Annotated in this window: 29 protein-coding genes and 2 tRNA genes; 11 read left to right on the top strand and 20 right to left on the bottom strand. The window is 46.2% G+C overall.

The annotated features are described in order from the left end of the window. The first annotated feature begins 29 nt into the window (after positions 1-29). From ICN41_RS01835 to ICN41_RS01865, 7 genes are all read left to right on the top strand, one after another. On the top strand, positions 30-992 hold the full coding sequence (locus ICN41_RS01835) for a glycosyltransferase (protein ID WP_216291093.1): 963 nt from the start codon (positions 30-32) through the stop codon (positions 990-992). Further along, complete coding sequence (locus tag ICN41_RS01840) at positions 993-1,865, top strand: formyltransferase (RefSeq protein WP_216291094.1); 873 nt, start codon at positions 993-995, stop codon at positions 1,863-1,865. 20 nt (positions 1,866-1,885) lie between these two features. After that, positions 1,886-2,932: a bifunctional UDP-4-keto-pentose/UDP-xylose synthase gene (locus ICN41_RS01845; RefSeq protein ID WP_216291095.1), complete on the top strand. Its 1,047-nt coding sequence runs from the start codon at positions 1,886-1,888 to the stop codon at positions 2,930-2,932. A gap of 11 nt (positions 2,933-2,943) precedes the next feature. Then, entirely contained in the window at positions 2,944-3,861 is a 918-nt protein-coding gene (locus tag ICN41_RS01850) for a polysaccharide deacetylase family protein (RefSeq protein WP_216291096.1), read from the top strand. 12 nt (positions 3,862-3,873) lie between these two features. Next, on the top strand, positions 3,874-4,341 hold the full coding sequence (locus ICN41_RS01855; RefSeq protein WP_216291097.1) for a peroxiredoxin: 468 nt from the start codon (positions 3,874-3,876) through the stop codon (positions 4,339-4,341). Between the two features lie 235 nt (positions 4,342-4,576). Then, positions 4,577-6,226 (top strand): PhoH family protein, encoded by a 1,650-nt coding sequence (locus tag ICN41_RS01860; protein WP_216291098.1) that lies wholly within the window; start codon positions 4,577-4,579, stop codon positions 6,224-6,226. Beyond that, entirely contained in the window at positions 6,183-6,746 is a 564-nt protein-coding gene (locus ICN41_RS01865) for a C40 family peptidase (RefSeq protein WP_370629074.1), read from the top strand. Before ICN41_RS01860 ends, ICN41_RS01865 begins: the two co-directional genes overlap by 44 nt. 49 nt (positions 6,747-6,795) lie before the next feature. Here ICN41_RS01865 and dnaB read toward each other — a convergent pair whose 3' ends face one another. The 6 genes from dnaB to ICN41_RS01895 all read right to left on the bottom strand — a co-directional run bounded on the left by dnaB (position 6,796) and on the right by ICN41_RS01895 (position 10,947). Next, entirely contained in the window at positions 6,796-8,235 is a 1,440-nt protein-coding gene (dnaB, locus tag ICN41_RS01870; protein WP_370629075.1) for a replicative DNA helicase, read from the bottom strand. Between the two features lie 24 nt (positions 8,236-8,259). Then, a complete protein-coding gene (gene rplI, locus ICN41_RS01875) occupies positions 8,260-8,712 on the bottom strand; it encodes a 50S ribosomal protein L9 (RefSeq protein WP_216291099.1) in 453 nt (150 codons plus the stop codon). A 13-nt stretch (positions 8,713-8,725) separates the two neighbouring features. Continuing rightward, positions 8,726-8,998 carry a 30S ribosomal protein S18 gene (gene rpsR, locus ICN41_RS01880; protein WP_076022861.1) on the bottom strand — a complete coding sequence of 91 codons (273 nt, stop codon included), beginning with the start codon at positions 8,996-8,998 and terminating at the stop codon, positions 8,726-8,728. Between the two features lie 13 nt (positions 8,999-9,011). Then, entirely contained in the window at positions 9,012-9,305 is a 294-nt protein-coding gene (priB, locus tag ICN41_RS01885) for a primosomal replication protein N (protein ID WP_216291100.1), read from the bottom strand. Positions 9,306-9,364: 59 nt separating this feature from the next. After that, positions 9,365-9,739 carry a 30S ribosomal protein S6 gene (gene rpsF / locus ICN41_RS01890; protein WP_216291101.1) on the bottom strand — a complete coding sequence of 125 codons (375 nt, stop codon included), beginning with the start codon at positions 9,737-9,739 and terminating at the stop codon, positions 9,365-9,367. A gap of 134 nt (positions 9,740-9,873) precedes the next feature. Continuing rightward, positions 9,874-10,947 carry an asparaginase gene (locus tag ICN41_RS01895; protein ID WP_216291102.1) on the bottom strand — a complete coding sequence of 358 codons (1,074 nt, stop codon included), beginning with the start codon at positions 10,945-10,947 and terminating at the stop codon, positions 9,874-9,876. 63 nt (positions 10,948-11,010) lie between these two features. Between ICN41_RS01895 and lexA the strand changes: the two genes are divergently transcribed. Continuing rightward, positions 11,011-11,730, top strand: coding sequence for a transcriptional repressor LexA (gene lexA, locus ICN41_RS01900; RefSeq protein WP_216291103.1), 720 nt, complete (start codon positions 11,011-11,013; stop codon positions 11,728-11,730). 83 nt (positions 11,731-11,813) lie between these two features. On the opposite strand, the gene ICN41_RS01905 is transcribed toward lexA, so the two are convergent. The 5 genes from ICN41_RS01905 to uvrC form a co-directional block, all read right to left on the bottom strand. After that, positions 11,814-12,266 carry a hypothetical protein gene (locus ICN41_RS01905; protein WP_216291104.1) on the bottom strand — a complete coding sequence of 151 codons (453 nt, stop codon included), beginning with the start codon at positions 12,264-12,266 and terminating at the stop codon, positions 11,814-11,816. A gap of 68 nt (positions 12,267-12,334) precedes the next feature. Beyond that, positions 12,335-12,408, bottom strand: a tRNA-Cys gene (locus tag ICN41_RS01910). 49 nt (positions 12,409-12,457) lie between these two features. Next, positions 12,458-12,533: transfer RNA gene (locus tag ICN41_RS01915), tRNA-Gly, on the bottom strand. Between the two features lie 116 nt (positions 12,534-12,649). After that, a complete protein-coding gene (gene pgsA / locus ICN41_RS01920; RefSeq protein ID WP_216291105.1) occupies positions 12,650-13,225 on the bottom strand; it encodes a CDP-diacylglycerol--glycerol-3-phosphate 3-phosphatidyltransferase in 576 nt (191 codons plus the stop codon). A gap of 34 nt (positions 13,226-13,259) precedes the next feature. Further along, a complete protein-coding gene (gene uvrC / locus ICN41_RS01925) occupies positions 13,260-15,176 on the bottom strand; it encodes an excinuclease ABC subunit UvrC (protein ID WP_216291106.1) in 1,917 nt (638 codons plus the stop codon). Between uvrC and earP the strand changes: the two genes are divergently transcribed. The 3 genes from earP to ICN41_RS01940 all read left to right on the top strand — a co-directional run bounded on the left by earP (position 15,175) and on the right by ICN41_RS01940 (position 17,971). Beyond that, on the top strand, positions 15,175-16,245 hold the full coding sequence (earP, locus tag ICN41_RS01930; RefSeq protein ID WP_216291107.1) for an elongation factor P maturation arginine rhamnosyltransferase EarP: 1,071 nt from the start codon (positions 15,175-15,177) through the stop codon (positions 16,243-16,245). The two genes, uvrC and earP, sit on opposite strands and share 2 nt — an antisense overlap. Before the next feature lie 87 nt (positions 16,246-16,332). Beyond that, entirely contained in the window at positions 16,333-16,893 is a 561-nt protein-coding gene (gene efp, locus ICN41_RS01935; protein ID WP_216165596.1) for an elongation factor P, read from the top strand. 76 nt (positions 16,894-16,969) lie between these two features. Further along, positions 16,970-17,971: a GNAT family N-acetyltransferase gene (locus tag ICN41_RS01940; RefSeq protein WP_216291108.1), complete on the top strand. Its 1,002-nt coding sequence runs from the start codon at positions 16,970-16,972 to the stop codon at positions 17,969-17,971. Between the two features lie 4 nt (positions 17,972-17,975). On the opposite strand, the gene nagZ is transcribed toward ICN41_RS01940, so the two are convergent. The 9 genes from nagZ to ICN41_RS01985 form a co-directional block, all read right to left on the bottom strand. Further along, entirely contained in the window at positions 17,976-19,049 is a 1,074-nt protein-coding gene (nagZ, locus tag ICN41_RS01945) for a beta-N-acetylhexosaminidase (protein ID WP_216291109.1), read from the bottom strand. 17 nt (positions 19,050-19,066) lie between these two features. After that, entirely contained in the window at positions 19,067-19,459 is a 393-nt protein-coding gene (acpS, locus tag ICN41_RS01950; RefSeq protein WP_216291110.1) for a holo-ACP synthase, read from the bottom strand. 15 nt (positions 19,460-19,474) lie between these two features. Beyond that, positions 19,475-20,218 carry a pyridoxine 5'-phosphate synthase gene (gene pdxJ / locus ICN41_RS01955; RefSeq protein WP_216291111.1) on the bottom strand — a complete coding sequence of 248 codons (744 nt, stop codon included), beginning with the start codon at positions 20,216-20,218 and terminating at the stop codon, positions 19,475-19,477. 12 nt (positions 20,219-20,230) lie between these two features. Further along, positions 20,231-20,965 (bottom strand): DNA repair protein RecO, encoded by a 735-nt coding sequence (gene recO, locus ICN41_RS01960; RefSeq protein WP_216291112.1) that lies wholly within the window; start codon positions 20,963-20,965, stop codon positions 20,231-20,233. A gap of 5 nt (positions 20,966-20,970) precedes the next feature. Then, entirely contained in the window at positions 20,971-21,909 is a 939-nt protein-coding gene (gene era, locus ICN41_RS01965) for a GTPase Era (protein WP_216291113.1), read from the bottom strand. Between the two features lie 2 nt (positions 21,910-21,911). Then, complete coding sequence (rnc, locus tag ICN41_RS01970) at positions 21,912-22,703, bottom strand: ribonuclease III (protein WP_216291114.1); 792 nt, start codon at positions 22,701-22,703, stop codon at positions 21,912-21,914. A gap of 5 nt (positions 22,704-22,708) precedes the next feature. Beyond that, positions 22,709-23,515, bottom strand: a complete 807-nt coding sequence (gene lepB / locus ICN41_RS01975; protein WP_216291115.1) for a signal peptidase I — start codon at positions 23,513-23,515, stop codon at positions 22,709-22,711. Continuing rightward, complete coding sequence (lepA, locus tag ICN41_RS01980; RefSeq protein ID WP_216291116.1) at positions 23,515-25,320, bottom strand: translation elongation factor 4; 1,806 nt, start codon at positions 25,318-25,320, stop codon at positions 23,515-23,517. The genes lepB and lepA overlap by 1 nt, the downstream gene beginning before the upstream one ends. A 136-nt stretch (positions 25,321-25,456) precedes the next feature. Continuing rightward, positions 25,457-26,902 carry a DegQ family serine endoprotease gene (locus tag ICN41_RS01985; protein WP_216291117.1) on the bottom strand — a complete coding sequence of 482 codons (1,446 nt, stop codon included), beginning with the start codon at positions 26,900-26,902 and terminating at the stop codon, positions 25,457-25,459. Between the last annotated feature and the right edge of the window lie 13 nt (positions 26,903-26,915).

Raw genomic sequence — 26,915 nt, forward strand, 5'->3', positions numbered from 1 at the left:
CTAACCCCAAGATCAGGCAAAATTGCGGCATGACTGCACATTTAGCCGCCGATCCAAAACTCAGCATTATTGTTCCCGTATATAACGAGGAAGATGGTCTCCAAGCTTTATTCGATCGCCTCTATCCTGCTTTAGACGCGCTAGCCGCTAAGCGTAAATTTGCCTATGAAATCGTCTTTATTAACGATGGCAGCAAAGATCGCTCTGCCGGCATTCTGGCAAAACAAGTAGAACTCCGTCCAGATGTCACTCGAGCAGTTTTATTTCATAGCAACTTTGGCCAGCATATGGCCATCATGGCAGGATTTGAATACGCTAGGGGTGAGTACATCATCACGCTCGATGCAGACTTACAAAATCCCCCTGAAGAAATCGACGCACTCACCGAGCAGTTACTCAAAGGTCATGATTACGTTGGCACTATCAGAGCGGATCGTCGCGATAGCTTTTTCAGAAAAGTTGCATCACGCGTCATGAATCGTTTGCGTGAAAGAATTACCCGCATCACGATGACTGATCAAGGCTGTATGTTGCGTGGCTATAGCCGTCACATCATTGATTTAGTTCGCCAATGCAATGAAACCAATACTTTTATTCCAGCCTTGGCTTACACCTTTGCTTCAAATCCAACAGAAATTACCGTGAAGCATGAAGAGCGCTTTGCTGGTGAATCCAAATACACACTCTATCAACTCATTCGCTTGAACTTTGATTTAGTTACCGGCTTCTCAGTGATGCCTTTGCAGATTTTCTCCATCCTGGGAATGCTCCTCTCACTGGCTGCAGGCAGCTTATTTGCTTACCTCCTATTCCGCCGCTTTCTGCTTGGTGCTGAGGTTGAGGGTGTCTTCACCCTATTTGCTCTGACCTTCTTCTTAATTGGTGTGATGCTCTTTGGTTTAGGTCTACTAGGCGAATATATTGGCCGTATTTATCAGCAAGTCAGAGAACGTCCAAGATATGTTGTGCAAACAGTTTTAGAGAAAAAATAATTGCGCGCCGTCGTCTTTGCTTATCACGATGTAGGCGTTCATTGCGTGAAGGCGCTTTTAGCAGCAGGCATTCAGATTGATTTAGTTGTCACTCATCAAGATGATCCCAACGAAAATGTTTGGTTTGGAAGTGTTATTCAGCTTTGCTCTGAACAGCATATCCCTTACGTCACCCCAAGCGCGGGTGAACTCAATCATTTAATTCCTCAGCTGCAAGCCATTGCACCGGACTATATTTTCTCGTTTTATTACCGCAATATGATCCCTGCGGAAATCCTCGCTTGCGCCAAGATTGCAGCTTTGAATATGCATGGTTCTTTATTACCTAAGTACCGTGGTCGTGCGCCCGTGAACTGGGCCATTCTTCATGGTGAAACCAAAACAGGTGCTAGCTTGCATGTCATGGAAGTGAAACCCGATGCGGGCGACATTGTGGGTCAATCTGAAGTGAGTATTGGACCAAACGAGACTGCAACCGAGGTATTTGCCAAAGTTAGCCAAGCAGCAGTCAAGGTAATGCAAGCGGTATTGCCTGAGCTGATTCAGGGACATGTCCCTCGAAAACCCAACAACTTAGCTCAGGGAAGCTATTTTGGGGGTCGAAAGCCTGCCAATGGCCAAATTCACTGGAATCAAACTGCCTCCCAGGTCCATAACCTCATCAGGGCGGTGGCGCCCCCTTATCCAGGCGCCTTTACGGACTGGGAGGGGCAGACCAGAATTGTGGCCCGCTCTAGCCTGCAGGGCCCATTTCCAGAGAAGCTCGATCTTGAAGCCCAGGGTATCCAAGTGGTTGATAATCGAGTATTCGGCATTTGTGGTGACCACCAAGCAATTGAAATCTTGGAATGGTTTCCAGCAAAAACACAATAGATTGAAGCGAGGCAGTAAAGATGAAAAAAGTACTCATTCTTGGGGTAAATGGCTTCATTGGCCATCACCTTTCTAAGCGCATTCTGGAGACAACCGACTGGGATGTCTATGGCATGGATATGCAACACGATCGTTTAGGTGATTTGGTCCAGCATCCTCGTATGCATTTCTTCGAGGGTGATATCACTATCAATAAAGAGTGGGTTGAATATCACATTCGTAAATGCGACGTTATCTTGCCTTTAGTTGCCATTGCCACACCGGCAACCTATGTTCAACAGCCGCTCAAAGTATTTGAACTGGATTTTGAAGCTAACCTGCCAATCGTTCGCTCTGCGGTTAAATACAAAAAACATTTGGTCTTCCCATCTACCTCTGAGGTATATGGCATGTGTGAAGATGCTGAGTTTGATCCCTCCACCTCAAACATGGTGTACGGTCCGATCAATAAACCGCGTTGGATTTATGCCTGCTCCAAGCAATTAATGGATCGCGTCATTTGGGGTTACGGCATGGAGGGCCTGCGCTTTACCCTCTTCCGTCCGTTTAACTGGATTGGCCCTGGTCTTGATAGCATCTACACACCAAAAGAAGGATCTTCCCGAGTTGTTACACAGTTCTTGGGTCACATTGTTCGTGGTGAACCGATTAACTTAGTCGATGGTGGCGCTCAAAAGCGCGCATTTACTTATGTCGATGATGGCATCGATGCTTTGATGCGCATTATTGATAACAAGGATGGTGTTGCGAATGGCAAGATCTATAACATCGGTAACCCAAAGAACAATCACTCTGTTCGTGAGTTAGCAAATCAAATGCTCGATATTGCCCGCAGCATACCTGAGTACGCTAAGACTGCAAACGAAGTTAAAATTGTTGAAACGACTTCAGGCGCTTATTACGGCGAAGGTTACCAAGACGTTCAAAACCGCGTGCCTGCTATTGATAACACCATGAGTGAATTGGGTTGGAAGCCCAGCACCACGATGACCGATGCGCTAAAAAATATTTTTGAAGCCTATCGTCAAGATGTGGAAAAAGCACGTCACTTAGTTGATACCGAATAACACAGTAGTTCATGGCAAAAATTGCACTCAAGGTTGATGTCGATACTTTACGCGGCACCAAAGAAGGCGTACCTAACTTAGCCCGCACCCTTGAGCGCTTTGGGCTGAAAGCCACCTTCTTATTTAGTCTGGGTCCGGATCATACAGGCTGGGCATTAAAGCGCGTATTTCGACCAGGCTTTCTACAAAAGGTCAGTCGCACTTCCGTAGTCGAGCACTACGGTATTAAAACTTTGTTATACGGCGTTCTACTTCCTGGTCCTGACATTGGCAAACAAGCGGCCGCAGAAATGCGCGCCATTGACAAAGCTGGTCATGAAGCAGGTATTCATGCATGGGATCACGTTGCTTGGCATGATCAAGTCCGCTTTCAGAATCCGCAGTGGACTAAAGCGATGATGAAAAAAAGCTGGGATCGCTTTATCGAAATCTTTGGTCATCAACCAACTACCTATGGTGCCGCAGGTTGGCAAATGAATGAAACCGCTCTCGAACAATTGGATGAATGGGGTATTCAATATTCATCCGATGGCAGAGCAGAAGCCAACCTCATGCCCTATCGTTTAGCCTTGCCAAAGGGTAAAGCCAAGCACGTTCAATATCCAAGCACGCTACCCACCTTGGATGAATTAATTGGCGTGGATGATGCTGATGAGTTTGGGGCGGTTGATAAGCTTTTAGCCATTACTCAGAGCAACCCGAATGACCAAGTTTTCACCCTACATGCAGAGCTTGAGGGGCAAAAGCTATTGCCCGCCTTTGAAAAGCTCATTATGGGCTGGCTAAATCAAGGCCACGAGCTTGTAACCATGGGCGAACTTCACCAATCTTGGGAAGCGACCAAACAACTCGATAAAATAGCCATATTGCCGCTGACTTGGGGTCAAATCCCGAATCGCAGTGGCGACCTGATTATTCAGAATAACTAACGAAGGATCATCATGCCAGTAGCCATCGGTCAACCCATTCCCTCTTGTGCTGTTCCAGCAACATCTGGACTCACTTTTACTCCAGCTTCTGCTCAAGGTAAAAAACTTGTTATCTATTTTTACCCTAAGGACATGACCCCAGGCTGTACTGCTGAATCTGGTGAATTTAGAGACAACATTGATGCCTTTACCAAAGCGAACACGTTGATTGTTGGCGTATCCCGCGATAGCCTCAAGTCTCACGATAACTTTCGCAGCAAACTACAGCTCCCTTTTGAGCTCGTTGCGGATACTGAAGAAAAACTCTGCCAACTCTTTGGCGTCATGAAGATGAAAAATATGTACGGTAAGCAAGTCCGTGGGGTTGAGCGCAGCACCTTCCTCTTTGACTCCTCTGGCAAGCTGGTGAAAGAGTGGCGCGGCTTGAAGGTTCCAGGCCATGTGACAGAGGTATTACAAGCTGCCAAAGATACCAAATAATTTTTACAAAAATTTAGCAGTAGGTGCTTGCAAACCCCAAAAAATGGGGTAAAGTAAATCCATATGCACCGTAAGCGACGGGAAAGTCTGACAATTCGTTTGAATCAGGAACCTGAATACTTCAGAACAGGCTTGGAGACTGACCCCCGCCATTCTTTAAATACCGCTACAACCCGTTTCGTAATAAACCGTCAATGCAGTCCGCTTGGCGGTTTTTTCTTTTAGGAGAGTCTGCATGCCACTGCCCCCCATCCCCACTCAAATTGCTGATCAAGTAAAACTGAGTCGTAAAGACACTCCCGATTTAAAGAAACGTCCCGCACCAGCAAAACCAGTAGTGATGGAAGCCTCTGATTGGGCTCATGAAGCAGAAGAAGACTTATCTGAGGCCGAAGTCGCACTAGAAAAAATCAAGAGCGATCACCGGCCAATGCGTAACGATAAAAATGAACAGGCTCCAGCTAAACCAAAACGCGTGATCCGCACTGGACCACCAAGCTTATTTGTCTTGGATACCAATGTTCTAATGCATGATCCAAGCTCACTCTTCCGCTTTTCTGAGCATGACTTGTATTTGCCAATGACTACCCTTGAAGAGCTAGATAATCATAAAAAAGGGATGACTGAGGTTGCGCGCAATGCCCGAACCGTCAGCAGATCTTTAGATCAACTGATTGCTGGCACCAGCGGCACCTTGGATGAGGGCATCCCCCTCAATAAGCTGGGCAATCAAGATGTTTCTGGTCGCCTCTTTTTCCAAACCAAACTCTCCACCCAAGCGCTTCCAGAAGGATTACCAGAGGGCAAAAATGACAATCTGATTCTGGCAGTTGTTAGCGAGTTACAAAAGACACGCAATGGACAAGAGGTGGTCTTGGTATCGAAAGATATCAATATGCGGATCAAGGCGCGTGCTTTAGGTTTACCTGCTGAAGACTACTTTAACGACCAAGTACTTGAAGATCGCGATTTGATGTACTCCGGAGTTATGAGTTTGTCTGCAGACTTCTGGCCTAAGCATGGCAAAGATATGGAAAGTTGGGCTGACTCTAAATCGGGTACGATGTTTTACCGGGTAACTGGCCCATCAGTACCAAGCATGCTAGTAAACCAATTTGTCTTTCAAGAAAATCCAGATGGCTCTACACCTTTTTATGCACAGGTTCGTGAGATCAACGGCAAGACCGCGCTTTTGCAGACCCTCCGAGATTTTTCTCATCAGAAAAACAATGTTTGGAGCGTGACTGCACGTAACCGCGAGCAAAATTTCGCTATGAACTTGCTCATGAATCCCGATGTCGATTTTGTGACGCTGCTCGGTCAAGCTGGTACTGGTAAAACTCTGCTTGCTTTAGCAGCTGGGCTTGAGCAGGTACTTGACAGTAAGCGTTATAACGAAATCATCATTACTAGAGCTACCGTACCAGTCGGAGAGGACATTGGTTTCTTGCCTGGTACTGAGGAAGAAAAGATGCAGCCTTGGATGGGTGCATTTGATGACAACCTTGAAGTCCTCCAGCGCAATGATGATGGTGCAGGAGAATGGGGCCGTGCAGCCACACAAGAACTGATTCGCTCCAGAATCAAAGTGAAAAGTATGAACTTTATGCGTGGTAGGACCTTTGTTAGCAAGTTTGTGATTATTGATGAGGCGCAGAACTTAACGCCTAAGCAAATGAAAACCTTAGTTACCCGTGCTGGTCCTGGAACCAAGATTATCTGCTTAGGAAACATTGCTCAGATCGATACCCCCTATCTAACTGAGGGCTCTTCAGGTTTGACATATGTGGTTGATCGCTTCAAAGGTTGGCGTCACGGCGGTCATGTGACATTGGCCCGCGGTGAGCGTTCACGTCTTGCGGATCATGCAGCAGACGCCCTTTAATCAAGACCTCTCATGCCGCACTCTCATTGGGTGCGGCATTTTTATTTGTGCCTTGTTAAGCCTCAATGGTTGTAGCACTTTTAGCAGCAAAACACCAAGCTCTAAAGTAGCTCAATTTAAACAAGATGCGAGTGTAGGTAGTGAAGATATTTCGATTGCAGCGGTCGGCCTAGTCGGCGTTCCCTATCGATATGGCGGCAATAATCCCAAAGCGGGATTTGATTGCAGCGGTTTGATTGGCTACGTCTACCTAAAGTCTGCCAATATCAAGTTGCCACGTACTATTCAAGAAATGAGCAGTAAAGGTAAAAATGTTGGTGATCAAGCACCAGCTCCAGGAGATCTGGTGTTCTTCAACACCACTGGTGACAAATACTCTCATGCCGGAATTTATGTTGGTAAAGGACGGTTTGTACATGCACCAAGCTCGGGTGGCACAGTAAGATTGGAACAAATTGAGAGTCCTTATTGGGCTAATCGATTTACCGAAGTTCGCAGATTAGTATCCAATCCCCAATAAAACAAAAGCCTCGCATGACGAGGCTTTTTATTGACTGAGTTGATTTGGCTTAGAAAGGTTCGTAGCCGCCAGATGAGTAACCGATTGAGCCGACTGCTAAATTATCAAACTTGGTATATGGACCTTGCCAGCTTAACCGTATAGTCCCAATGGGGCCATTACGCTGCTTGCTGATAATAATTTCAGCGACACCCTTGTCAGTAGTGGTGTCTGGATGGTAAACCTCATCACGATAAATAAACATAATCACATCAGCATCCTGCTCAATCGCTCCTGACTCACGAAGATCTGACATAATCGGGCGCTTGTTTGGACGCTGCTCTAAGCCACGATTTAACTGTGATAATGCGACGACTGGGCACTGTAATTCTTTTGCAAGCGATTTTAAGGAGCGAGAAATTTCAGAAATCTCGGTGGCGCGATTTTCAGATCCTGATCCACTCATCAACTGCAAATAATCAATTACCACCAGACCCAGAGTGCCGCCAAAGTTTCTGGCAATCCGTCGTGCTCGTGCACGTAATTCCAAGCTTGATAAAGCGCCTGTTTCATCAATCAAAATTTGGGTATTACTTAAACGGGCAATCGCATCAGTAACACGTGGCCACTCATCGTCTTGTAGCTTACCCGTTCGCATACGACTTTGATCAACGCGACCAACTGAACCAAGCAAACGCGCAGCCAATTGCTCACCAGACATTTCCATTGAAAATATAACAACAGGCAAACCTTCAGCTAAAGCTACATTTTCAGCAATATTCAAAGCCATCGCGGTTTTCCCCATTGAGGGCCTTCCAGCGATGATGACTAAGTCACCCTTTTGCAGACCACTAGTTTGTTTATCCAAATCAATAAAGCCGGTTGCAATACCAGTGATGTCGCTTCCACCCTGACGGTTATAGAGCTCATCAATACGAGCGACAACTGAACGTAAGAGCGGTTCAATCTCTAGGTAGTCTGCCTTGCGACTACCTTCTTCACCAATTTGCAAAATACGAGACTCTGCCTCATCTAACAGCGTTCTTACTGTGCGTCCCTCGGGCACAAATGCAGAGTTCACAATGCTGTCAGAAACCTCAATCAAGCGACGCAGAATGCTGCGATCACGAACAATATCGGCATAACCTTTGATATTGGCGGCACTAGGCGTGTTTTGCGCTAAGGAGTTGAGATAATCAATGCTAACTAAATCACCACCCTGCTCAGATTTGATTGCGTCATAAACAGTGATAACGTCAGCAGGATGATTGTCACCAACCAAACGAGCAATGACCTTGTAGATCAGAGCATGTTCAGGGCGATAGAAATCTTTGTCGTTTAATACTCCGCCAAGGTTATCCCATGAGGAGTTATCGATCAGTAGACCGCCGAGCAGTGATTGCTCGGCTTCTACAGAATGCGGCGGAACTTTTAAAGCCTGCACGACTGCATCCCCAGAACCCATCATGCCGGGATTCAGCGTAACGGAACGTGAACGGGATTCAGCCATGAGGCTAGTTTACTGAATTAAAACTTAAGCTTGCTCACCAACTACACGAATAGTGATGTCTGCAACTACGTCGGTATGAACAGCAACCGCTACAGGATGATCACCAACCATTTTCAATGGGCCAGTAGGCATGCGAACTGAAGACTTCTCAATTGTGAAGCCTTTAGCTTTCAGAGCATCAGCGATGTCATGATTGGTTACAGAACCAAACAAACGACCGTCCACACCTGCTTTTTGACCGATTTCGAGAACCAAGTCTTTAAGTTTGACGCCAACCGCTTCAGCAGCAGCCAATTTCTCAGCAGCCAATTTCTCCAACTCAGCACGACGAACTGCAAAGTCAGCAATAGCTGCTTCAGTCGCACGACGCGCTTTGCGTTGTGGGATTAAGAAGTTACGAGCGAAACCGTCTTTAACGCGCACGATGTCGCCGAGGTTGCCCAGGTTTGTTACTTTTTCTAAAAGAATGATTTGCATTGAGGGCTCCTAATTATTTCTTGTGTTGATCGGAGAATGGCAACAAAGCCAAGAAACGAGCACGCTTAATAGCAGTGTCTAACTGACGCTGATACTTAGCTTTTGTGCCGGTCAAACGAGCAGGAGTAATCTTGGCGTTTTCGCCAATAAAGTCCTTCAATGTATCTACATCTTTGTAATCAATCTGTTCTACGCCAGCAACAGTAAAACGGCAATAACGCTTACGCTTGAACAATGGGTTCTGAGCTGGTTTCTTTTTGAAATCGGGTTTCTTTCCAAACGCCATGATGATTTCCTCTTTAATTTTTCAATTGAATATGGGTGATATGGAAAACCAGTCTTTGATTACGTAGAGTCTTTGCTGCTAAGAATCCTTCAAACACTGCCTCAGTTCCTAAATCCATTTGCTCTAGATCCTTTTGTATTGGACCGATTGCAAGGGCTTCAACGCTCATCTGAATTTTCCTAGCTACGCCTACCTCGTTTGCTTGGCCGCTATGTTCTAGCTGGCAATGCATCACCGGTATTCCCGCTGGTGTAAATCGAATTGCGTCTTTAGATACCAAGATTGCAGTGAGGGTGAAATGATTCAACGCCGCTCCGCCACTCTGATACGTTTTCTAGTCTGTGTATTCCTCTTCAAATTTTTAACTTAGGCTACCGCTACAGGAGCATCGGCTTGAGCTGATTTGCGCGCTTCTTCGCGTTGCACTTCTTTCATCATGATGGAAGGCTCAGTTTCAGCTTTCTTAGTCTTGATGATGAGGTGACGCAAAACAGCATCGTTAAATTTGAACGCATGCTCGAGCTCTTCCAGAGTTTTCTGGTCGCACTCAATGTTCATGCAAACGTAATGGGCTTTAGCAAGCTTGTCGATCATGTAAGCCATCTGACGACGACCCCAGTCTTCCATACGATGAATTTTGCCGCCCGCAGCTGCTAATGTAGCTTTGTAGCGATCGATCATCGCAGGCACTTGCTCGCTTTGGTCCGGATGGACGATAAAGACGATTTCATAATGACGCATCAAACACTCCTTAAGGATTAAGTCACCTGGGCGTCTTGCTAAGTTCTGATGGTTGTGAACTCAGCGCCAGTGTGACAAGGTAGTAACAAATTGTAGGTATTGCTTACAACACTTTTACAGCCACTTTTTAGTGCTTACCTAATGACAGGCAAGACCGCTATTCTAGCAAAAAAATCCTGCCAAGTCAGGGATTTACCTGCTTTTTTGGCCTGCTGTTCAGCATTTAAAGCCAATTGGAGTGCGATTCTGGCTCTTGGCGCTGACAGACCCCCGGATGCTAGACAGCCAGATGGGTCTTTTTCTGGAATATTAGGCAAAGTAGAGCCAGAGCCTGTTCTACTCGTTCTGACCAGGGCAATACCATTTGCGGCAGCCTGCTTTAATGGCTCTAGCCAGTCATTATGAAGGCTGCCCATACCGCTTCCAGCCAATACCAAGCCTTTGACTGGGCTCTCTAACCATAGACTAATTGTCTCGGGTCGAGCGCCTGCATGACTTGTCAAAATTTCTACCCAAGGCCATTCACCCTCATTCGGAATGGGTAAATCTTCAGACCAAGCAGCCTGAACAGCTTTCACGCCAGATAGCCATGATGGGTTTATCAAACCCGCAGAACTGCTTGGGGATGATTGCAAAGGGGCATTCAGGGCAGTAGTGTGACGTTTGGCCAAATCCATTGCCATACAAGCTCTGCCATCCATCACCGCATAAATACCGCCAGGACAGTTATCTAAAGGAGTAGCGGCCCATTTGATCGCATCCAAGAGGTTTGATGGACCATCTGCATTAGAGGCATTACTGGGCAGCATTGCACCAGTCAAAATGACTCTCTTACCCAGCTGATTAGCAAGCTGGCCACAGCTCAACTGCAAGAAAACTCCAGTCTCCTCAATGGTGTCAGTGCCATGGGTCACCACAATTCCCAATACCGCAGGATCATCCAGGGACGACCTTACAGTCTGTCCAAGAAGACTCAGGAGGGACTCACTGAGGTTAGAGCTATTGATATTGGCCAACTGATGGGAAACTAAATTTACCCCTGCCGGGATTGCTGAATCAATATATGCCAGCAAGGATTCCGCCCTCACTTTGCCAGCGTCATACTCCAGCGGCTTATCTGGAGCAGATGCCAATCCAGCAATGGTTCCACCCATTCCTAAAACCAAAATATGGGGTGTTTTTTCAGGACGACTTAAGTTTGAGCTCATCTTTCCATTATCACCCCGCTAAAAGCGCTTGAATTATCAAAAAGGGCTGTATACAATCCCAGTATGGACATAAATACAGTCGATTATTCCGAGGAGCTGACTGCCCTCCCCAAGCTCACTCCACGTCAGAGTGAGATCCTGGAATTAATTTCTAAAGCAATCGAGGAAAGTGGTCTGCCACCTACTCGCGCAGAAATCGCCAATCAATTGGGATTTGCTTCTGCTAATGCTGCCGAAGAGCATCTTCGTGCATTAGCAAAAAAAGGCTATATCGAACTGACGCCAGGAACCTCTCGCGGCATTCGTATTCCACAACGATTTAATCAAGCGCATCATGCGAATCAATATCGTCAGATGTCTTTACCATCTGGCGCACTACAACAACTGACTTTACCGTTAATTGGTCGTGTGGCTGCGGGCTCTCCCATCATGGCGGTTGAGCACATTGAGAAACAAGTTCCAATTGATCCAAGTTTGTTTAGCAAAGGTGCTGATTACTTACTCAAAGTAAAAGGCATGAGCATGCGTGACGCCGGCATCCTTGATGGCGATTATTTGGCTGTCAGAAAAACTACTGAAGTGCGTAATGGCGATATCGTAGTGGCGCGCTTAGATGATGAAGTCACCGTAAAACGTTGGCAACAAAAGAAAACAGCTAACGGCATGGTGATTGAACTGCAAGCAGAAAATCCTGACTTCAAAAATATTGTGGTCGATAGCCGTCAACCAAACTTCGCTATTGAAGGGCAGGCTGTAGGGCTTATCAGGGCCGAAGGCCTGTAAACGCTTAACAGCCAAAGAAAAAGACCTCTTCAAGAGGTCTTTTTTTATTGCTCAGAATATACATCGCATGAATATCATGTGGCCTATTTTTTAGGGGCCACCACATTCGCATTCTTAGGTGAAGCGGTAATCGTAATGATTGTTTTAGGTCCTGTAAAAGACCCATCATTTAATTCCACAGTAGAGGTGCGATCACCTTTGGTAAAAACCAAGATACTTGTTTTTGCTTTGATGGCGCTCACAGTGGTCCAGCCTGATTTAGGATACTCAGCTTGAAAAAATGCATAGATATCAGTTGAATTTTGGACACCGGATAAAACAGCGCGCCCAACCCAGTTATCGCCACGTCCAATAATCAAAGAGTCAGCGCTCAATATTTTAGAACCTGCTGGCAAAGGCATATCACCCAAGAGTTGAGATTGAATTTCTTGTGCTTCGCCTGATGCACCTGAATCACTGGAAGAGGCACAGCCCAACAACATCAATGAAAGCAATGTTGCAGCAATAGCAGCTTTAGAGAATGTCGGGAAATTCATGATCTGTTTACCTAGTAACTGAATAAAACCATTTTAGGGTAAGCCCCCAAATCGTCAAGGCAAATTACTGGAGGCGCGTGAGGGAATCGAACCCCCGTACGAAGCTTTGCAGGCTCCTGCCTAACCACTCGGCCAACGCGCCAAACACCTGAATCAAAAATGGGAAGCTTTTGAGGGCTTCCCATCGAACTTGGAGCGGGAAAGGAGGTTCGAACTCCCGACCTATACCTTGGCAAGGTATCGCTCTACCAGCTGAGCTATTCCCGCATAACAGGGCAATAGTTTAACAAACAATCCAAAAGAAAGCATTTTTCCGTATTAAACAAAAGAATGTCTCAATCTATGTCAGGACCAAAAGGCTTGCTGGCTGGGCTTTGTGGGAATTAATCGATTTTTCCAACAAGCTGTGGCAAAGCCTTTTTCAAGTAATAAAACATTGACCAAAGCGTTAAAAAAGAAGCAATCCAAATTAACCAAGTACCCACTTTGGCGCAATTGAGCCAACCAAATAGAGTGTCATTGAGCAGCAAAAAGGGAATGGCAACTAGTTGGGCGGTTGTTTTCAACTTGCCAACCATATGTACCGCCACACTTTTACCAGCACCTAGTAGTGCCATCCATTCCCTGAGAGCGGATATCGTAATTTCACGACCAATGATGATGAGCGCTACCCAGACTTGAACACGATCCATATTCAAGAGCACCAAGAGAGCGGCAGCCACAATTAATTTATCAGCAACTGGATCTAAGAATTGCCCAAAGGCAGATTCTTGCTTCATCCGTCTTGCCAAAAATCCATCTAACCAATCCGTTACTGCAGCCAGCACAAACAAAATAGTTGCAAACAAATTTTTCTCGAAAGGAGAGAGCCAACTATTTGGAAGATAAAAGATTGCCACCAGCAATGGAATTGCTGCTACACGCAACCAAGTTAAAGCGATTGGAAGATTGAATGGCATAGGAGAAGAATAAACTAAATAAGAAAATTGACGCTCAATGGAGCTGATGATATATCTGCTCTGCCAGCGTGAGAGATACTCCTTCCACACTGGCTATCTCTTCAATGCTGGCATTGGCTACCCCTTTTAAACCCCCAAAGCGGGCCAGTAACTTCTGACGACGTTTTGCACCAATGCCTTCGATTTCTTCAAGACGAGAGACGGTTCTTGCTTTAGCACGCTTGGCACGCATACCAGTAATGGCAAATCGATGTGCCTCATCGCGAATTTGTGCAACTAGCAATAGCGCTGCACTGTCTATTCCCAACTCCAAAGGTGAGCGGCCATCAGCAAAAATCAGTGTTTCTAAGCCAACCTTACGACCCTCTCCTTTTGCCACCCCAACGATCAAACTAATGTCGATCCCAAATTCTGAAAAGACTTGCCTAGCCATTTCTACTTGACCTTTGCCACCATCAATCAAGATGACCTGTGGAATTTTTTCTAGCGGCAACTCTTGAAAATTGGCGTAGCGTCTTTGCAAAACTTGCCGCATGGCGGCGTAATCATCTCCAGGCGTAATGTCCTTGATGTTGAAGCGTCGATACTCACCGGACTGCATCGCATTTTTTGTATAGACAACACACGATGCCTGAGTTGCTTCACCCGATGTATGGCTAATATCAAAACACTCAATACGCAATTGATCGAGACTCTCCAACTCCAAACCTAGAATATCAGCCAAGGAGCGTGCTCTAGCTAACTGGCCACCGGTCTCCACCAATCGCTTAGTTAATGCCAGCTTGGCATTCCCCTCAGCCATTGCCAACCAATGACGCCTTTGCCCTTGCGGTTGATGCAAGAAAGTAATTTTTCGACCAGCCTGTGCATTTAATAAATCATGTAGGTCTGCTGGAGGGGTCTCACTCAATATTGATCCGTCATCACTTGCAGAGTTCAAGGCATGGTTTAAAACGAATACCGGCGGTATTAAATGGGTACTTGTCTGAGCATCACTCCCCACATCATCCAAATAATGTTGGGCAATAAAAGCTTCTAATATTTCTGCTGGCGATGGAAGTTCACCTGAGGTCGAGCGCAAACCTTTTGGGAAGTAAGCACGATCGCCAAGATGTCGACCGCCTCGGACCATCGCTAGGTTCACACAAACCATTCCTTCCATTTGCGCTACAGCAATCACATCGACGTCACCCTCACCTTCAGCAACGGTATCCATCGATTGCTGTTGGAGAACGCTTGAAAGGTCAGCAATACGATCACGCAATACTGCAGCCATTTCAAATTCCATGGCCTCACTATGTGCATGCATCTCTTTTTCCAATTCAGATAAGACGCGACTGTGATCACCCTCTAAAAAACGGGTGGCTTGGGCAACATCCTGCCCATATTGATCCTTACTTAGGCGCCCAACACATGGAGCACTACAGCGATGGATCTGATGCAATAAACAAGGGCGGCTACGATTCTTAAAAACAGAGTCTTCACAGGTTCTGAGTCGAAATACTTTTTGCAAAATCTGAACGCTATTACGCACTGCCCAAGAATTAGGGAATGGTCCAAAATAGTGATTGCGCTTATCTACCTTGCCACGGTAGGAAGCCAATCTTGGGAACTCATGTCCGGTCAGCATCACATAGGGATAGGACTTATCATCCCTGAATAAGATATTAAAGGGAGGAGCCAACTCCTTAATAAGATTGTTCTCTAAAATGAGGGCTTCGGTTTCTGTCCGTGTTACCGTTGTTTCATAGCGGGTAATTTTGCCCACCATCAATTCAATGCGTGGCGAAAGCTGTGTGCGTTGAAAATAACTTGAGACGCGTTTTTTAAGGTTACGTGCTTTGCCTACATATAAAATTTGCCCCGCCTCATCAAAGAAGCGATATACCCCCGGCAATCCGGGTAGCCGTTTAACGTCCTGCTGAAGGGTTTCAAAAAGCGAATTGCTCATGCGTTGGGATATTTTCTGCCAAATCGTAGATAACTATGGTGATGCTGGTGTTTGCTGGCGCCTAGCCCGAAGCTTATCAAGCCTTCATGGCCAAGATGTCCGCATTTTTTGCGACGACTTGCCAACCCTTAATTTACTCGCTTCTGGCGTAGACCCGAAAGTTAAGGACAGAATTGAACTATTGCCTTGGGAAGCAAGCTATAACAATGCTCGACATCCTGTCAAAGCACCCAATGTCGTGATCGAGGCATTCGGCTGTGAACTACCTGAACGCTATCTTGCCGGTCTTTTTATTGCCGCAGAAAAGCCCATCATCATCAATCTTGAATATCTCAGTGCTGAACCGTGGATTACTGAATTTCATGGCAAAGCATCCCCGCAATCTCATGGCATACCCAAGTATTTTTTCTTTCCAGGATTTCAGGATGAAGTAGGTGGTTTGCTACTAGACCCTATTGCGCTCACAGGCGATTTATCGGCCAAGGATATTCCGCCAAGCCTTCAAAAGGATTGGGCTAACTTGAGGCCAGGCGCAAAACGTATCAGCATCTTTTGCTATCCCGGAGCACCACTAGCAAAATGGCTAGAAGATCTGGGCTCGCTTAATGAGAACTTCGATATTGTGCTCACGCATGGTATTGCCCAATTACTGAATCTTGCCACTGGAAAATCGATATCACTTCCAAACAATATTCAGTTGATATCCATTCCATTTGTTTCTCAAGATGAATATGACTGGGTTCTTGCACAATGTGACTTTAATATTGTGCGTGGTGAGGATTCGTTTATTCGGGCGCAATTAGCTGGAAAGCCATTTATCTGGCACATCTACCCTCAGGATGATCGTGCCCATGAAATCAAATTAGCGGCCTTTTTAGACCTTTATCTAGATGCGGCTAGTCAAAGCCTTAGACTGGACACCATTGCCGCCATGACTTGGGCAATGCCCAGTGAATGGATTGGCTCCTTAGAGGCGTGGAACACCCATTCCCAAGCCTGGCGCGCCCAATTACTAGAAAAACAGGCTGATGGCGGCCTACCCGCACGTCTACTGCGCTTTGTCGCTTAATCCCAAGCAATAAAGGTCTACGGGCGGTTACAATCTTGTTTTTGATAAAAACCGCAGAACAAACACTCTGCACCCAGGAATAGTAAGATGAAAACAGCACAAGAACTCCGCGTCGGTAACGTCGTCATGATTGGCACAGATGCCATGGTCGTTTTGAAGGCCGAATACAGCCGCTCAGGCCGCAACTCTTCAGTTGTCAAAATGAAATTTAAAAATTTGTTAACTGGTGCACCTAATGAAGGTGTTTACAAGGCAGATGACAAATTTGATGTTGTTATCTTGGATAAGAAAGATTGCACTTACTCTTACTTCGCAGATCCGATGTATGTATTTATGGATACTGAGTACAACCAATATGAAGTTGAAGCTGAATTCATGGGTGATGCTTTGAATTACCTCGAAGAAAGCATGCCATGTGAAGTCGTTTTCTACGAAGGTAAGGCACTCTCAGTAGCAATGCCAAACTCTTTGGTTCGTGAAATCATTTATACAGAGCCAGCTGTTAAAGGCGATACCAGCTCAGGTAAGGTATTGAAGAACGCAAAACTAGCTACTGGCTATGAATTGCAAGTGCCCCTGTTCTGTAACACTGGTGACAAGATCGAGATCGATACTCGTACCGGTGAATATCGTAGCCGTGCGAACTAAGCACTAGCCACCATATGAGAAGCCCGGTTCTGCCGGGCTTTTTTATTCCTAAATCCAAGGTCATAATAGCCAAACCATGACAAATGACATCACACCAGAAATCAGACCTCTGAAGATTGAGGATATTCCTCAACTTATCGAGTGCATCAAACGCTGCTATGGAGAGAGCTACCCTTTTCATGAAATGTATGATCCAGCTGCTTTACAAAAAATCGTTGAAGACAAGCTGATGTACTCCGTGGTTGCACAGCACCAAGATGGGCATCTGATTGGTCATTGCGCCCTCACTTTTGATAGCGCTCATAACACCTCCCCCGAGGCAGGCAAGATGGTTGTAGATCCAGACTTCCGTGGTCACCACATAGCTGAAGCCATGGCCAAAATGCGGATTGATATTGCCAAAAAATTGGATTTAGTGGGCTTTTGGACCGACTGCGTCACAAACCACCCCTACAGCCAGGATGAAATGATTGCCTTTGGCGCTCAAGAGACTGGGATCTTATTAGGCGCTGCACCTTCTCGCGAAATGGCGGGCTTACAAAACTTTACCGACACCAGAATGTCCTTTCTTTCCTGCTATCTACCCCTGAAAGAACAGGTCAATACGATTTATCTACCGAAGAATCATATTGATTTTGTGAGTGATTTAGCCAAGAGAGTGAATGTCAAAAGAATCATTTCAGAATCTAACTCCCCAGGATCTAGTAAGTCAGAATACAAGGTCACCGTGAATCCTGCCACGCAAATGGCGAATATTAAGGTGCAGCATATTGGTGAAGATTTTTCTTCTGCCATTAGTGCTGAGCTAGTCAAGCTAGATTCACAGAATTTGGCCTTTACGATGCTAAGTCTCCCGATCTCTCAAGAGGCGGCTGCCCTCGCCTTTACTCAACTGGAAGAGATGGGATTCTTCTGGGGCGCTTGGCTCCCGAATTACTCAGCGCAGGGCGATGTACTTCGCCTGCAAAAACTACATGAAACAGTGAATGTAGATGAAATTATCTGTGCGCGAGATCAAGGAGAGAACATAAAAAAATATGTCATCTCCGAATGGGAGCGAGTATCACCAAAAAGCTGATCGCTTAAATCAACTGGAATTGCTTTAGTAAACCTTTGGCATGTTGGTACTCCGCCTGATCCTGCAACTCTTCCCAAGTAGGCGCTGGGGAACTTGGCATTAAACGATTCAAACGTAGCATGGATTCAGCCTGCTTTGCTGACGAAACCTTTAACTTCGTCAATAATTGATCTGCTAAATCTGGACGATTACAAATCAACACAGCATCACAACCTGCCTCAAGCGCCAACTCTGCGCCCTTCACAACCGAGCCAGCGACGCTAGCACCTTCCATTGATAGGTCATCACTAAAGATAACTCCCTCAAATCCAAGCTCCTGTCGGAGAATCGAGTGCAGCCAAACTTTAGAGAATCCTGCGGGATTTTTATCTACTTTGGGGTAGATAACGTGGGCCGGCATGACTGCAGCCAGACTCAAATCCAACCACTCATAAGGTTTAGCATCGTCATTCAAGATTTCTTTTAGCGATCTCTCATCTACCGGTATGGCCACATGGGAATCCGCTTCTGCCCAACCATGTCCAGGAAAGTGCTTGCCACAGTTAGCCATATCACCCAAACGCAAACCTTCATTCAGACTTTTTGCCAAAGCAAACACAATCTGCGGATCACGACTAAAGGAACGATCACCAATCACTCCGCTGCGACCAAAATCCAAATCGAGCACTGGCGTAAAACTAAAATCTACACCACAAGCACGCAGTTCAGATGCCAAAACATATCCACACGCAGTAGCAGCCGCCATTGCTAAAGCTGCTGACTCAGCAGCATAAGTCGATTTATTTTTAGCTAGCCAGAGCTCGCCCAACTTACGCATTGCCGGAAGATGTGTAAAACCATCTGTCTTACAGCGTTGCACCCGCCCTCCCTCATGATCAATCGAGATCAGTACATCAGGGCGTAGTTTTTTAATTTCTGCTGTTAATTGAGTAAGCTGTTTGCGATTAGCAAAGTTTCTCGCAAACAAAATAACGCCACCAGTCAGGGGATCCAAAATTCTGCGGCGATCTTCTGAATCTAGCTGTAAGCCAACGACATCCAGGGTTACGGGGCCAGGGCCTAATGGAGTTTTACTCATCAATATCCTCATGATTACTATTTTTGAACTACGATGACGTGGGCGATCGCCATATCTTGCTCATCACTCACTGTCACTTGGGCTTCCCAATTTTTTTCCTGCATAAATTGCGCTAAAGCACCTAAGTAACTTGTTACCGGTTTACCGCTAGGCTCATTTAGAGTCTGTAAGGAACGCCAAGTCATTGGCATTCTCATTCCTAAACCAATGGCCTTTGAAAAGGCTTCTTTTGCAGCAAAACGGGTTGCTAAAAAGGCGATGCCACGCTTGTGATTTCTGGAAAGTCGATGCTTGAAGACCAACATCTCATCTGGCCCTAGAATTTTTTCAGCTAAGCGCCCATGGGTTCGATCGTATGCCGCCTGTAAGCGCTCAATCTGCAAGATGTCTGTACCAATACCAACGATCATATTTTTACCGTGCGCTTAAGAGCTCAGTCGCCCTTGATTCATGAGTGCCTTCATGTCTGTAATCGCTTTATGCCATCCTTTAAATACGGCCTCAGCCACAATGGCATGCCCAATATTGAGCTCAGATAGTTCTGTGATGGCAGCAATCGGAAGGACGTTGTCCTCATTTAAGCCATGGCCTGCATTGACTCTGAGACCAATGCTGACACCATACTGTGCCGCTTTTTTAATTCGCTCTAGTTCTGCCAATTGCGCTGCGCCAGTTTCATCTGCATAGCGGCCAGTATGCAATTCAATCACGCTGGCTCCGCAATCTTTGGCTGCCTTAATTTGCTTCTCATCAGGATCAATGAATAGAGACACCCGAATACCCGCATTCTTTAGCTGCGTTGTTGCGGCCTTTACGGCTTCAAAGTGAGATAGAACATCTAGGCCGCCCTCAGTAGTCACTTCTTCACGCTTCTCAGGCACCAGGCAAACATCGTGCGGCTGAATCTTGCAAGCAATATCTAACATCTCCTGAGTAACGGCGCACTCTAAATTCATGCGTGTTTTGATGAGGGGACGTAACGCAATCAAATCTGCATCTTTGATATGACGACGATCTTCTCGAAGGTGCAGCGTAATCAAATCAGCACCAGCTTCTTCAGCTAAACGGGCAGCTTTTATAGGATCGGGATAGATCGTGCCCCTGGCATTACGCAAAGTAGCAATGTGATCAATATTGATTCCCAGTTCAAGGGCTTTAGGTGCGGTCATGACAGTAGAGTACTAGATTTTTTTCAAATCAATCAAAATTTGTCGCGTCGTTAAGACTTGATCTTGAAGATGTAGGCCCAATAAAAACCGCATGAGTTGCTTACTCTCAGACAAAGTCTCAGTATCTGAAAAATCCCTGGCAGCAATGGCCAAGAGTGATTTACCTGAGAGGACGGGCCAATGCCCAGGATCATCACCCTGTACTGGTCTCACACCGCGCTCAGGCTGATAAACATACTGATCAGAGGAGATGGGGGCTGCATTCGTTTCAACACATCGATCAAGTGCAGCGGCGTAGCCAGTCTCTTGCAAAAGCGAAAGCTCAAATGGCCGCAGAATTTCCTCTAAACCCTTGGACTCAAACTCAAGGTTAGAGAGTGCATTAATGGTCTGAGAATAACTATCGTAGAGCTTTTCGTATTCATCCTCGCGGGCTAAGAATTTCACCAATAGTTCATTGAGATAAAAGCCGCATAGGAGCGCATCACCGACAAGCGATGGCATTCCGCCAACCCACTCTGATTTAGTTAAAGTACGCAACTCTGATTTACCGCTCCAAGAAACCAATAGCGGCTGAAAGCGCTGTAGTACTGGTCGTAATGTGGAATGAGGACGCTTTGCTCCCTTAGCAATCAGGGCCATGCGACCGTGCTGCCTGGTAAATACATCCAAGATCAGACTAGTCTCTTTATACGGAATGCTGTGCAACACAAAAGCAGGTTCGTCAGCAACTCGAATCGAGGCCATACGTTTTATTCCAGACCTTGTGCCCGCAACTCAGCACGATCATCAGCCCAGCCGCGCTTCACTTTGACCCAAGTCTCTAAAAACACTTTGCCGTCAAAGAGTTTTTCCATATCAATTCGGGCATCGGTTGAAATCTTCTTCAGGCGCTCACCCTTTTGACCAATGATCATCGCTTTATGGCTATCGCGGTCCACCAAAATAGTAGCGGCGATGCGGCGCATCTTGCCGTCCATCTTAAATTGATCAATCACAACAGTGCTGGTGTACGGTAACTCTTCGCCTGTAAAACGAAATACCTTCTCACGCAAAATCTCAGCCGCCAAGAAACGCTCACTGCGATCGGTTAGGGTGTCGCCATCATATACAGGTGGCGCTTCAGGCAAATAGCCTTCCAATACATCTAATAATCTTTGAACATCACCCGGGCTCTTAGCACTCATTGGGACGATTTCAGCAAACTCGCATTTGCCTTGATCTTCATGTCCACCTAATTCAGTCCAAGGCTGACTCATCTCTTTCATAAAATTGAGCAAAGCCTGGTCACGCTCAGAAGGAGTCTGAAAGCGACTATTAAAGAGGTCTAATTTATTCAGAACCAATACCACTGGTAGATCATTCGGGAGAAGACGAAGTACCTTCTTATCATCCTCACCGTAGTACCCCGCCTCAACTACAAAGCAAGCCACATTGACATCTTGTAAGGCAGTCGTCACCGTGCGATTGAGCGCCTTATTCAAGGTATTCATCAAGCGTGTCTGAAAACCAGGCGTATCAATGAAAATAAACTGCGCTTCTTCGCGGTTCTGTATTCCCAAAATACGATGGCGAGTCGTTTGCGCTTTACGGGAAGTGATGCTGATCTTTTGACCAACTAATGCGTTCAAAAGAGTAGATTTGCCCATATTGGGACGCCCCACAATGGCGATAGTGCCGCATCTAAACACGATTAGCCCTTCAGCTTAAGATTGAACTGCTCTTCGGTCACTTCTTTTTTAGCCGCTTTCTTTTTGGCTGACCGAGTCTTTTTGGGTTTACGAGATTCTTGTGGCAAAGCTTTGAGCATAGCTATCAAAGCCAACTTTGCTGCCGCCTGCTCAGCAGCTCGACGCGACGCCCCCTCACCTTTTACTGCTACCTTATGGCTCGGAATTAAACACTCCACTTCAAACTGCTGATTGTGTGCAGCCCCAGTAGTACCAGTCACGTTATAGGCTGGTAATGGCAACTGATAGCTTTGCAAACACTCTTGCAATAGCGTCTTGTCATCTTTGCCTAAGGTCTTGGGATCAACGTGTGCCAAGATAATGGAATACAGCTTGCGCAAACAAGTCTTAGCAGCATCAAAGCCACCATCCATAAAGATAGCGCCAGTAACCGCCTCTAAAGTATCAGCCAATATTGAAGGACGACGAAAGCCTCCACTTTTTAACTCACCCTCACCTAAACGAAGATAGTCAGATAAAGAAAGGGTTTGCGCAATCTCATAAAGGGCTTGTTGCTTAACCAAGTTCGCACGCACTCGGGAAAGGTCACCCTCATCTAAATCGGAGTAACGCTCATAGAGCATTTCTGCAACAACACAATTCAAAATTGAATCGCCTAAAAACTCAAGGCGCTCATTATTCTTTTTACTGTGACTGCGATGGGTTAGAGCTTGATTCAGTAACTCCGGCTTTTTAAACGTGTAGCCTAGGCGCTCTTGAAGCGGTGTAGTTTCAATGACGGCGCGCGCGTTCATGATGATTACTCAAAGCCACCGATGCGGCCAAGATTTCCGAGGTTTAACCAAACAAAGAAGGCTTTACCCACAATATTTTTATCTGGCACAAATCCCCAATAACGAGAATCTGCACTGTTATCGCGGTTGTCACCCATGGCAAAGTAATGGCCGGGAGGGACTTTGCAGGTCAAACCCGTTTGTTGGTATTGGCAAAACTCAATGCCAGGAAAACGCTCTGTTGGGAAAAATCCTGATGGGCGATCAGGATCATTGAGGATATCGTGACGATTACCACCTAAATCTGCTGGAAAGCTTTCTGTATAACGTTTGGCATAGCGCATGCTCTCAGGGTCTAAATATGCTTCGCCACCACTGTATTGCAAGGGCTGACCATTCACGGTCAAGCGCTTATCTTGATATTGAACGACATCGCCTGGAATAGCCACTACACGCTTAATGTAATCAACCGACTCATCGCGTGGGTAACGAAATACGACAACATCCCCACGCTGTGGTGACCCTAAGTCCACCACCTTTTGATTGATAACTGGCAAACGAATCCCGTAGGTAAATTTATTTACCAAAATGAAATCGCCAATTTGTAAAGTGGGAATCATAGATCCAGATGGAATCTTGAAGGGCTCAACTAGAAATGAGCGCAATACAAATACTGCGCAAATGACCGGGAAAAAGCCTGCGGTGTATTCCAGCCACAGAGGCATACGTGCAATGCCTGCTCGCAGACGCTGTGGGGCAAAGTAGACCTTATCTGCAACCCAGGCAATGCCTGAAACAATCACCAAAATAAAGAGAATGAGAGCGAAGTTCATTAATCTTCCACCTGCAAAATAGCCAAGAAGGCTTCTTGTGGAATCTCCACATTACCTACTTGCTTCATGCGTTTCTTACCTTCTTTTTGCTTCTCTAATAGCTTGCGCTTACGGGAGATATCACCACCGTAGCACTTTGCCAAGACGTTTTTACGCAATGCTTTCACGTTTTCACGCGCCACGATATTGCTACCGATGGCCGCCTGAATCGCCACATCAAACATCTGGCGAGGAATAATGCCGCGCATCTTGGCAACCACTTCGCGCCCACGATGCTGACTATTACTGCGATGAACAATCACCGAGAGAGCATCTACCCGCTCACTATTAATCAGAATATCAACCTTGACCACATCGGCAGGACGATATTCCTTGAATTCATAATCCATTGAGGCATAACCGCGTGAGATGGACTTCATTTTGTCAAAGAAGTCCAAAACAATCTCTGCCATTGGTAATTCATAAGTGAGCTTAACCTGGCGGCCCAAGTAATTCATATCCATCTGAATACCCCGCTTACCAACGCACAGCGTAATGATTGCGCCGACGTACTCCTGGGGCATATACAAATTGACTGTCACGATAGGCTCAAGAATCGTATTGATCTTGCTAGCCTCTGGCATCTTCGAAGGATTGTCTACGGACACAATCGTTCCATCGGATTGCTCAACCTGATACACCACCGTTGGAGCGGTAGTAATGAGATTCATGCCGTACTGACGCTCCAAGCGCTCTTGCACTATTTCCATGTGCAGCAAACCTAAGAAGCCGCAACGGAATCCAAAACCAAGCGCTTGAGACACCTCAGGCTCATACAAGAGTGAAGCATCATTTAACTGCAGCTTCTCAAGAGATTCACGCAACTGATCGTATTCACTCGCCTCCACTGGATATAAACCAGCAAAGACTTGGGGTTTGACTTCTTTAAAACCAGGTAGTGGTTCGGTAGCAGGAGCACGACCTTGTTGACCAGGAGAGTGTGTGACTGTGTCACCCACCTTGGCAGCTTTTAATTCTTTAATACCGGCAATCACAAAGCCCACTTGACCCGCAGATAATTCTGGACGATCAACAGACTTAGGACTAAATACACCAACGTGCTCAACTAAATGGCTTGAACCATTGGCCATTAAGGTAATTTTTTCTTTTGGTTTGAGAGTGCCGTTCACAACGCGCACCAACATCACTACACCCACGTAGTTATCAAACCATGAATCAATGATCAAGGCTTGCAATGGGTCTTTTACATTACCCGTTGGCGGAGGAACCCGAGCAATCATTTCTTCGATTACATCTTGAACACCCATACCTGTTTTTGCTGAACAGGTGATTGCTTCAGAAGCATCAATACCGATGACATCTTCAATCTCTTTCTTAGCACGCTCAGGATCTGCTTGTGGCAAATCAATCTTGTTTAAGACTGGCACCACCTCGACACCTAACTCAAGCGCCATGTAGCAGTTAGCGACTGTTTGAGCCTCGACACCCTGACTCGCGTCAACCACTAGCAGAGCGCCCTCACAAGCAGACAGGGAACGACTTACCTCATAAGAAAAGTCGACATGCCCCGGGGTATCAATCAAGTTGAGGTTATAGATCTTGCCGTCTTTTGCTTTGTAATTTAAGGCAGCTGTTTGGGCCTTAATCGTAATGCCACGTTCACGCTCAATATCCATTGAGTCCAGAACCTGGGCTTCCATCTCACGATCAGAAAGTCCACCGCACAGTTGAATAATGCGATCAGCAAGCGTTGATTTGCCGTGATCGATATGGGCGATGATAGAAAAATTGCGGATTAAATCCATAGCGTCTTATTAGGTCATTCAAAAAACGCCTTGTCAGAACGCACCACAATGATGCGCTGCAAAAAGCCGTCTTAGGAGGATTGTAATGGGTGGCGCTGGTTTGGCGCCCAACCCCATTTTTAGGCCTAAATTGGCCTTATTTTGGCCTTACCGGGATAACTAAAGTGCTATCTGCGCGGCGAACAAAGACTGGAACAGCCTTATTGGCATCAAGGCCTTTTACGATAGCCTCAAACTGCTTGACCCCAGTGATATCGACATCCCCAATTCGAATAATGACATCCCCAGGCTGAATTCCAGCCCTAGCTAGAGCACCCTCCCCTAAACCAGTGACTTCAACGCCACCTTTGACATTGAGCTCTTTCTTTTTGGCGTCCGATAAATCAGTAACGGCTATACCTAAAGTGCTGGCATTAGCGCTATTTGACGAAGGTGCCTCTGGCTTTTTGCTAGCCTTTTGATTTGACTCACTATCACCCACTGTGACCGTGATGTCCCGGGTAGCACCCTTGCGCCAAACCTGAACAGTAGCAGCAGTGCCAGGCTTCGTTTCTCCAACTAAGCGGGGTAAATCAGTGGACTTCGCAATTTCGCGCCCATTAAAACTCAAGATCACATCGCCAGATTCAATTCCGCCTACAGCTGCAGGACCACCTGGATCAACATTGCGAACATATGCACCGCGCGGTTTACCCAAACCTAAACTCTCTGCAACATCTTTAGTCATCTCGCCTAAGGCAACACCAATACGACCCCGAGTCATTTTTCCAGTTGTACGCAATTGATCCGCTACGCGCATTGCCTCATCGATCGGAATGGCAAAAGAAATACCCATGTAGCCGCCAGAGCGACTAAAAATTTGGGAGTTGATACCAATCACTTGCCCAGCAGTATTGAGCAAAGGGCCGCCAGAGTTACCTGGATTGACCGCAACGTCAGTTTGAATAAAGGGCAGGTAATCACCAGTATCACGGCTTTTAGCAGAGACAATACCAGCGGTCACGGTGTTCTCCAGACCAAATGGGGAGCCAATTGCCAACACCCACTCACCCACTCTCACACGTGAAGAATCCCCCAAGGGCAACCTCGGCAAATCACGCGCCTCAATTTTGACGACTGCCACATCAGTGCGCTTATCCATTCCCAATAACTTGGCTTTGAATTCTCGTTTATCAGTCAAGGTGACATAGATGGTTGTTGCACCTTCAACCACGTGAGCATTTGTCAAAATCAAACCATTAGATTCAATAATGAAACCGGATCCTACTCCGCGATCGGCTTCCTCTGGTTTGCCTTGCTTTGGTGGAGTCTGTTTAGGAGTATTAGGAAGCCCAGGAATAGGAACGCCAAAAAAACGGCGGAAGAATTCTGCCTGCTCTTCCGGCATTCCTGGAATGCCGCCCGTCTGCTGTACCTGTACTTTTTCGGTTGTGCGAATGTTGACAACAGCAGGACTAGCCCTTTCGACCAGATCCGCAAAGTCAGGAATCATCACCCGAGGACTCTGAGCAGAGGCGACCGGAATAAACGAGAGTTGGCCAAGGCTCATAACGGCCAATAGCGCAATAAAGTACTTTTTCATGATGCTAAGCCTA

Origin of the sequence: Polynucleobacter sp. 15G-AUS-farblos, from assembly GCF_018882445.1 — a bacterium.
In the GTDB taxonomy this organism is placed as follows: domain Bacteria; phylum Pseudomonadota; class Gammaproteobacteria; order Burkholderiales; family Burkholderiaceae; genus Polynucleobacter.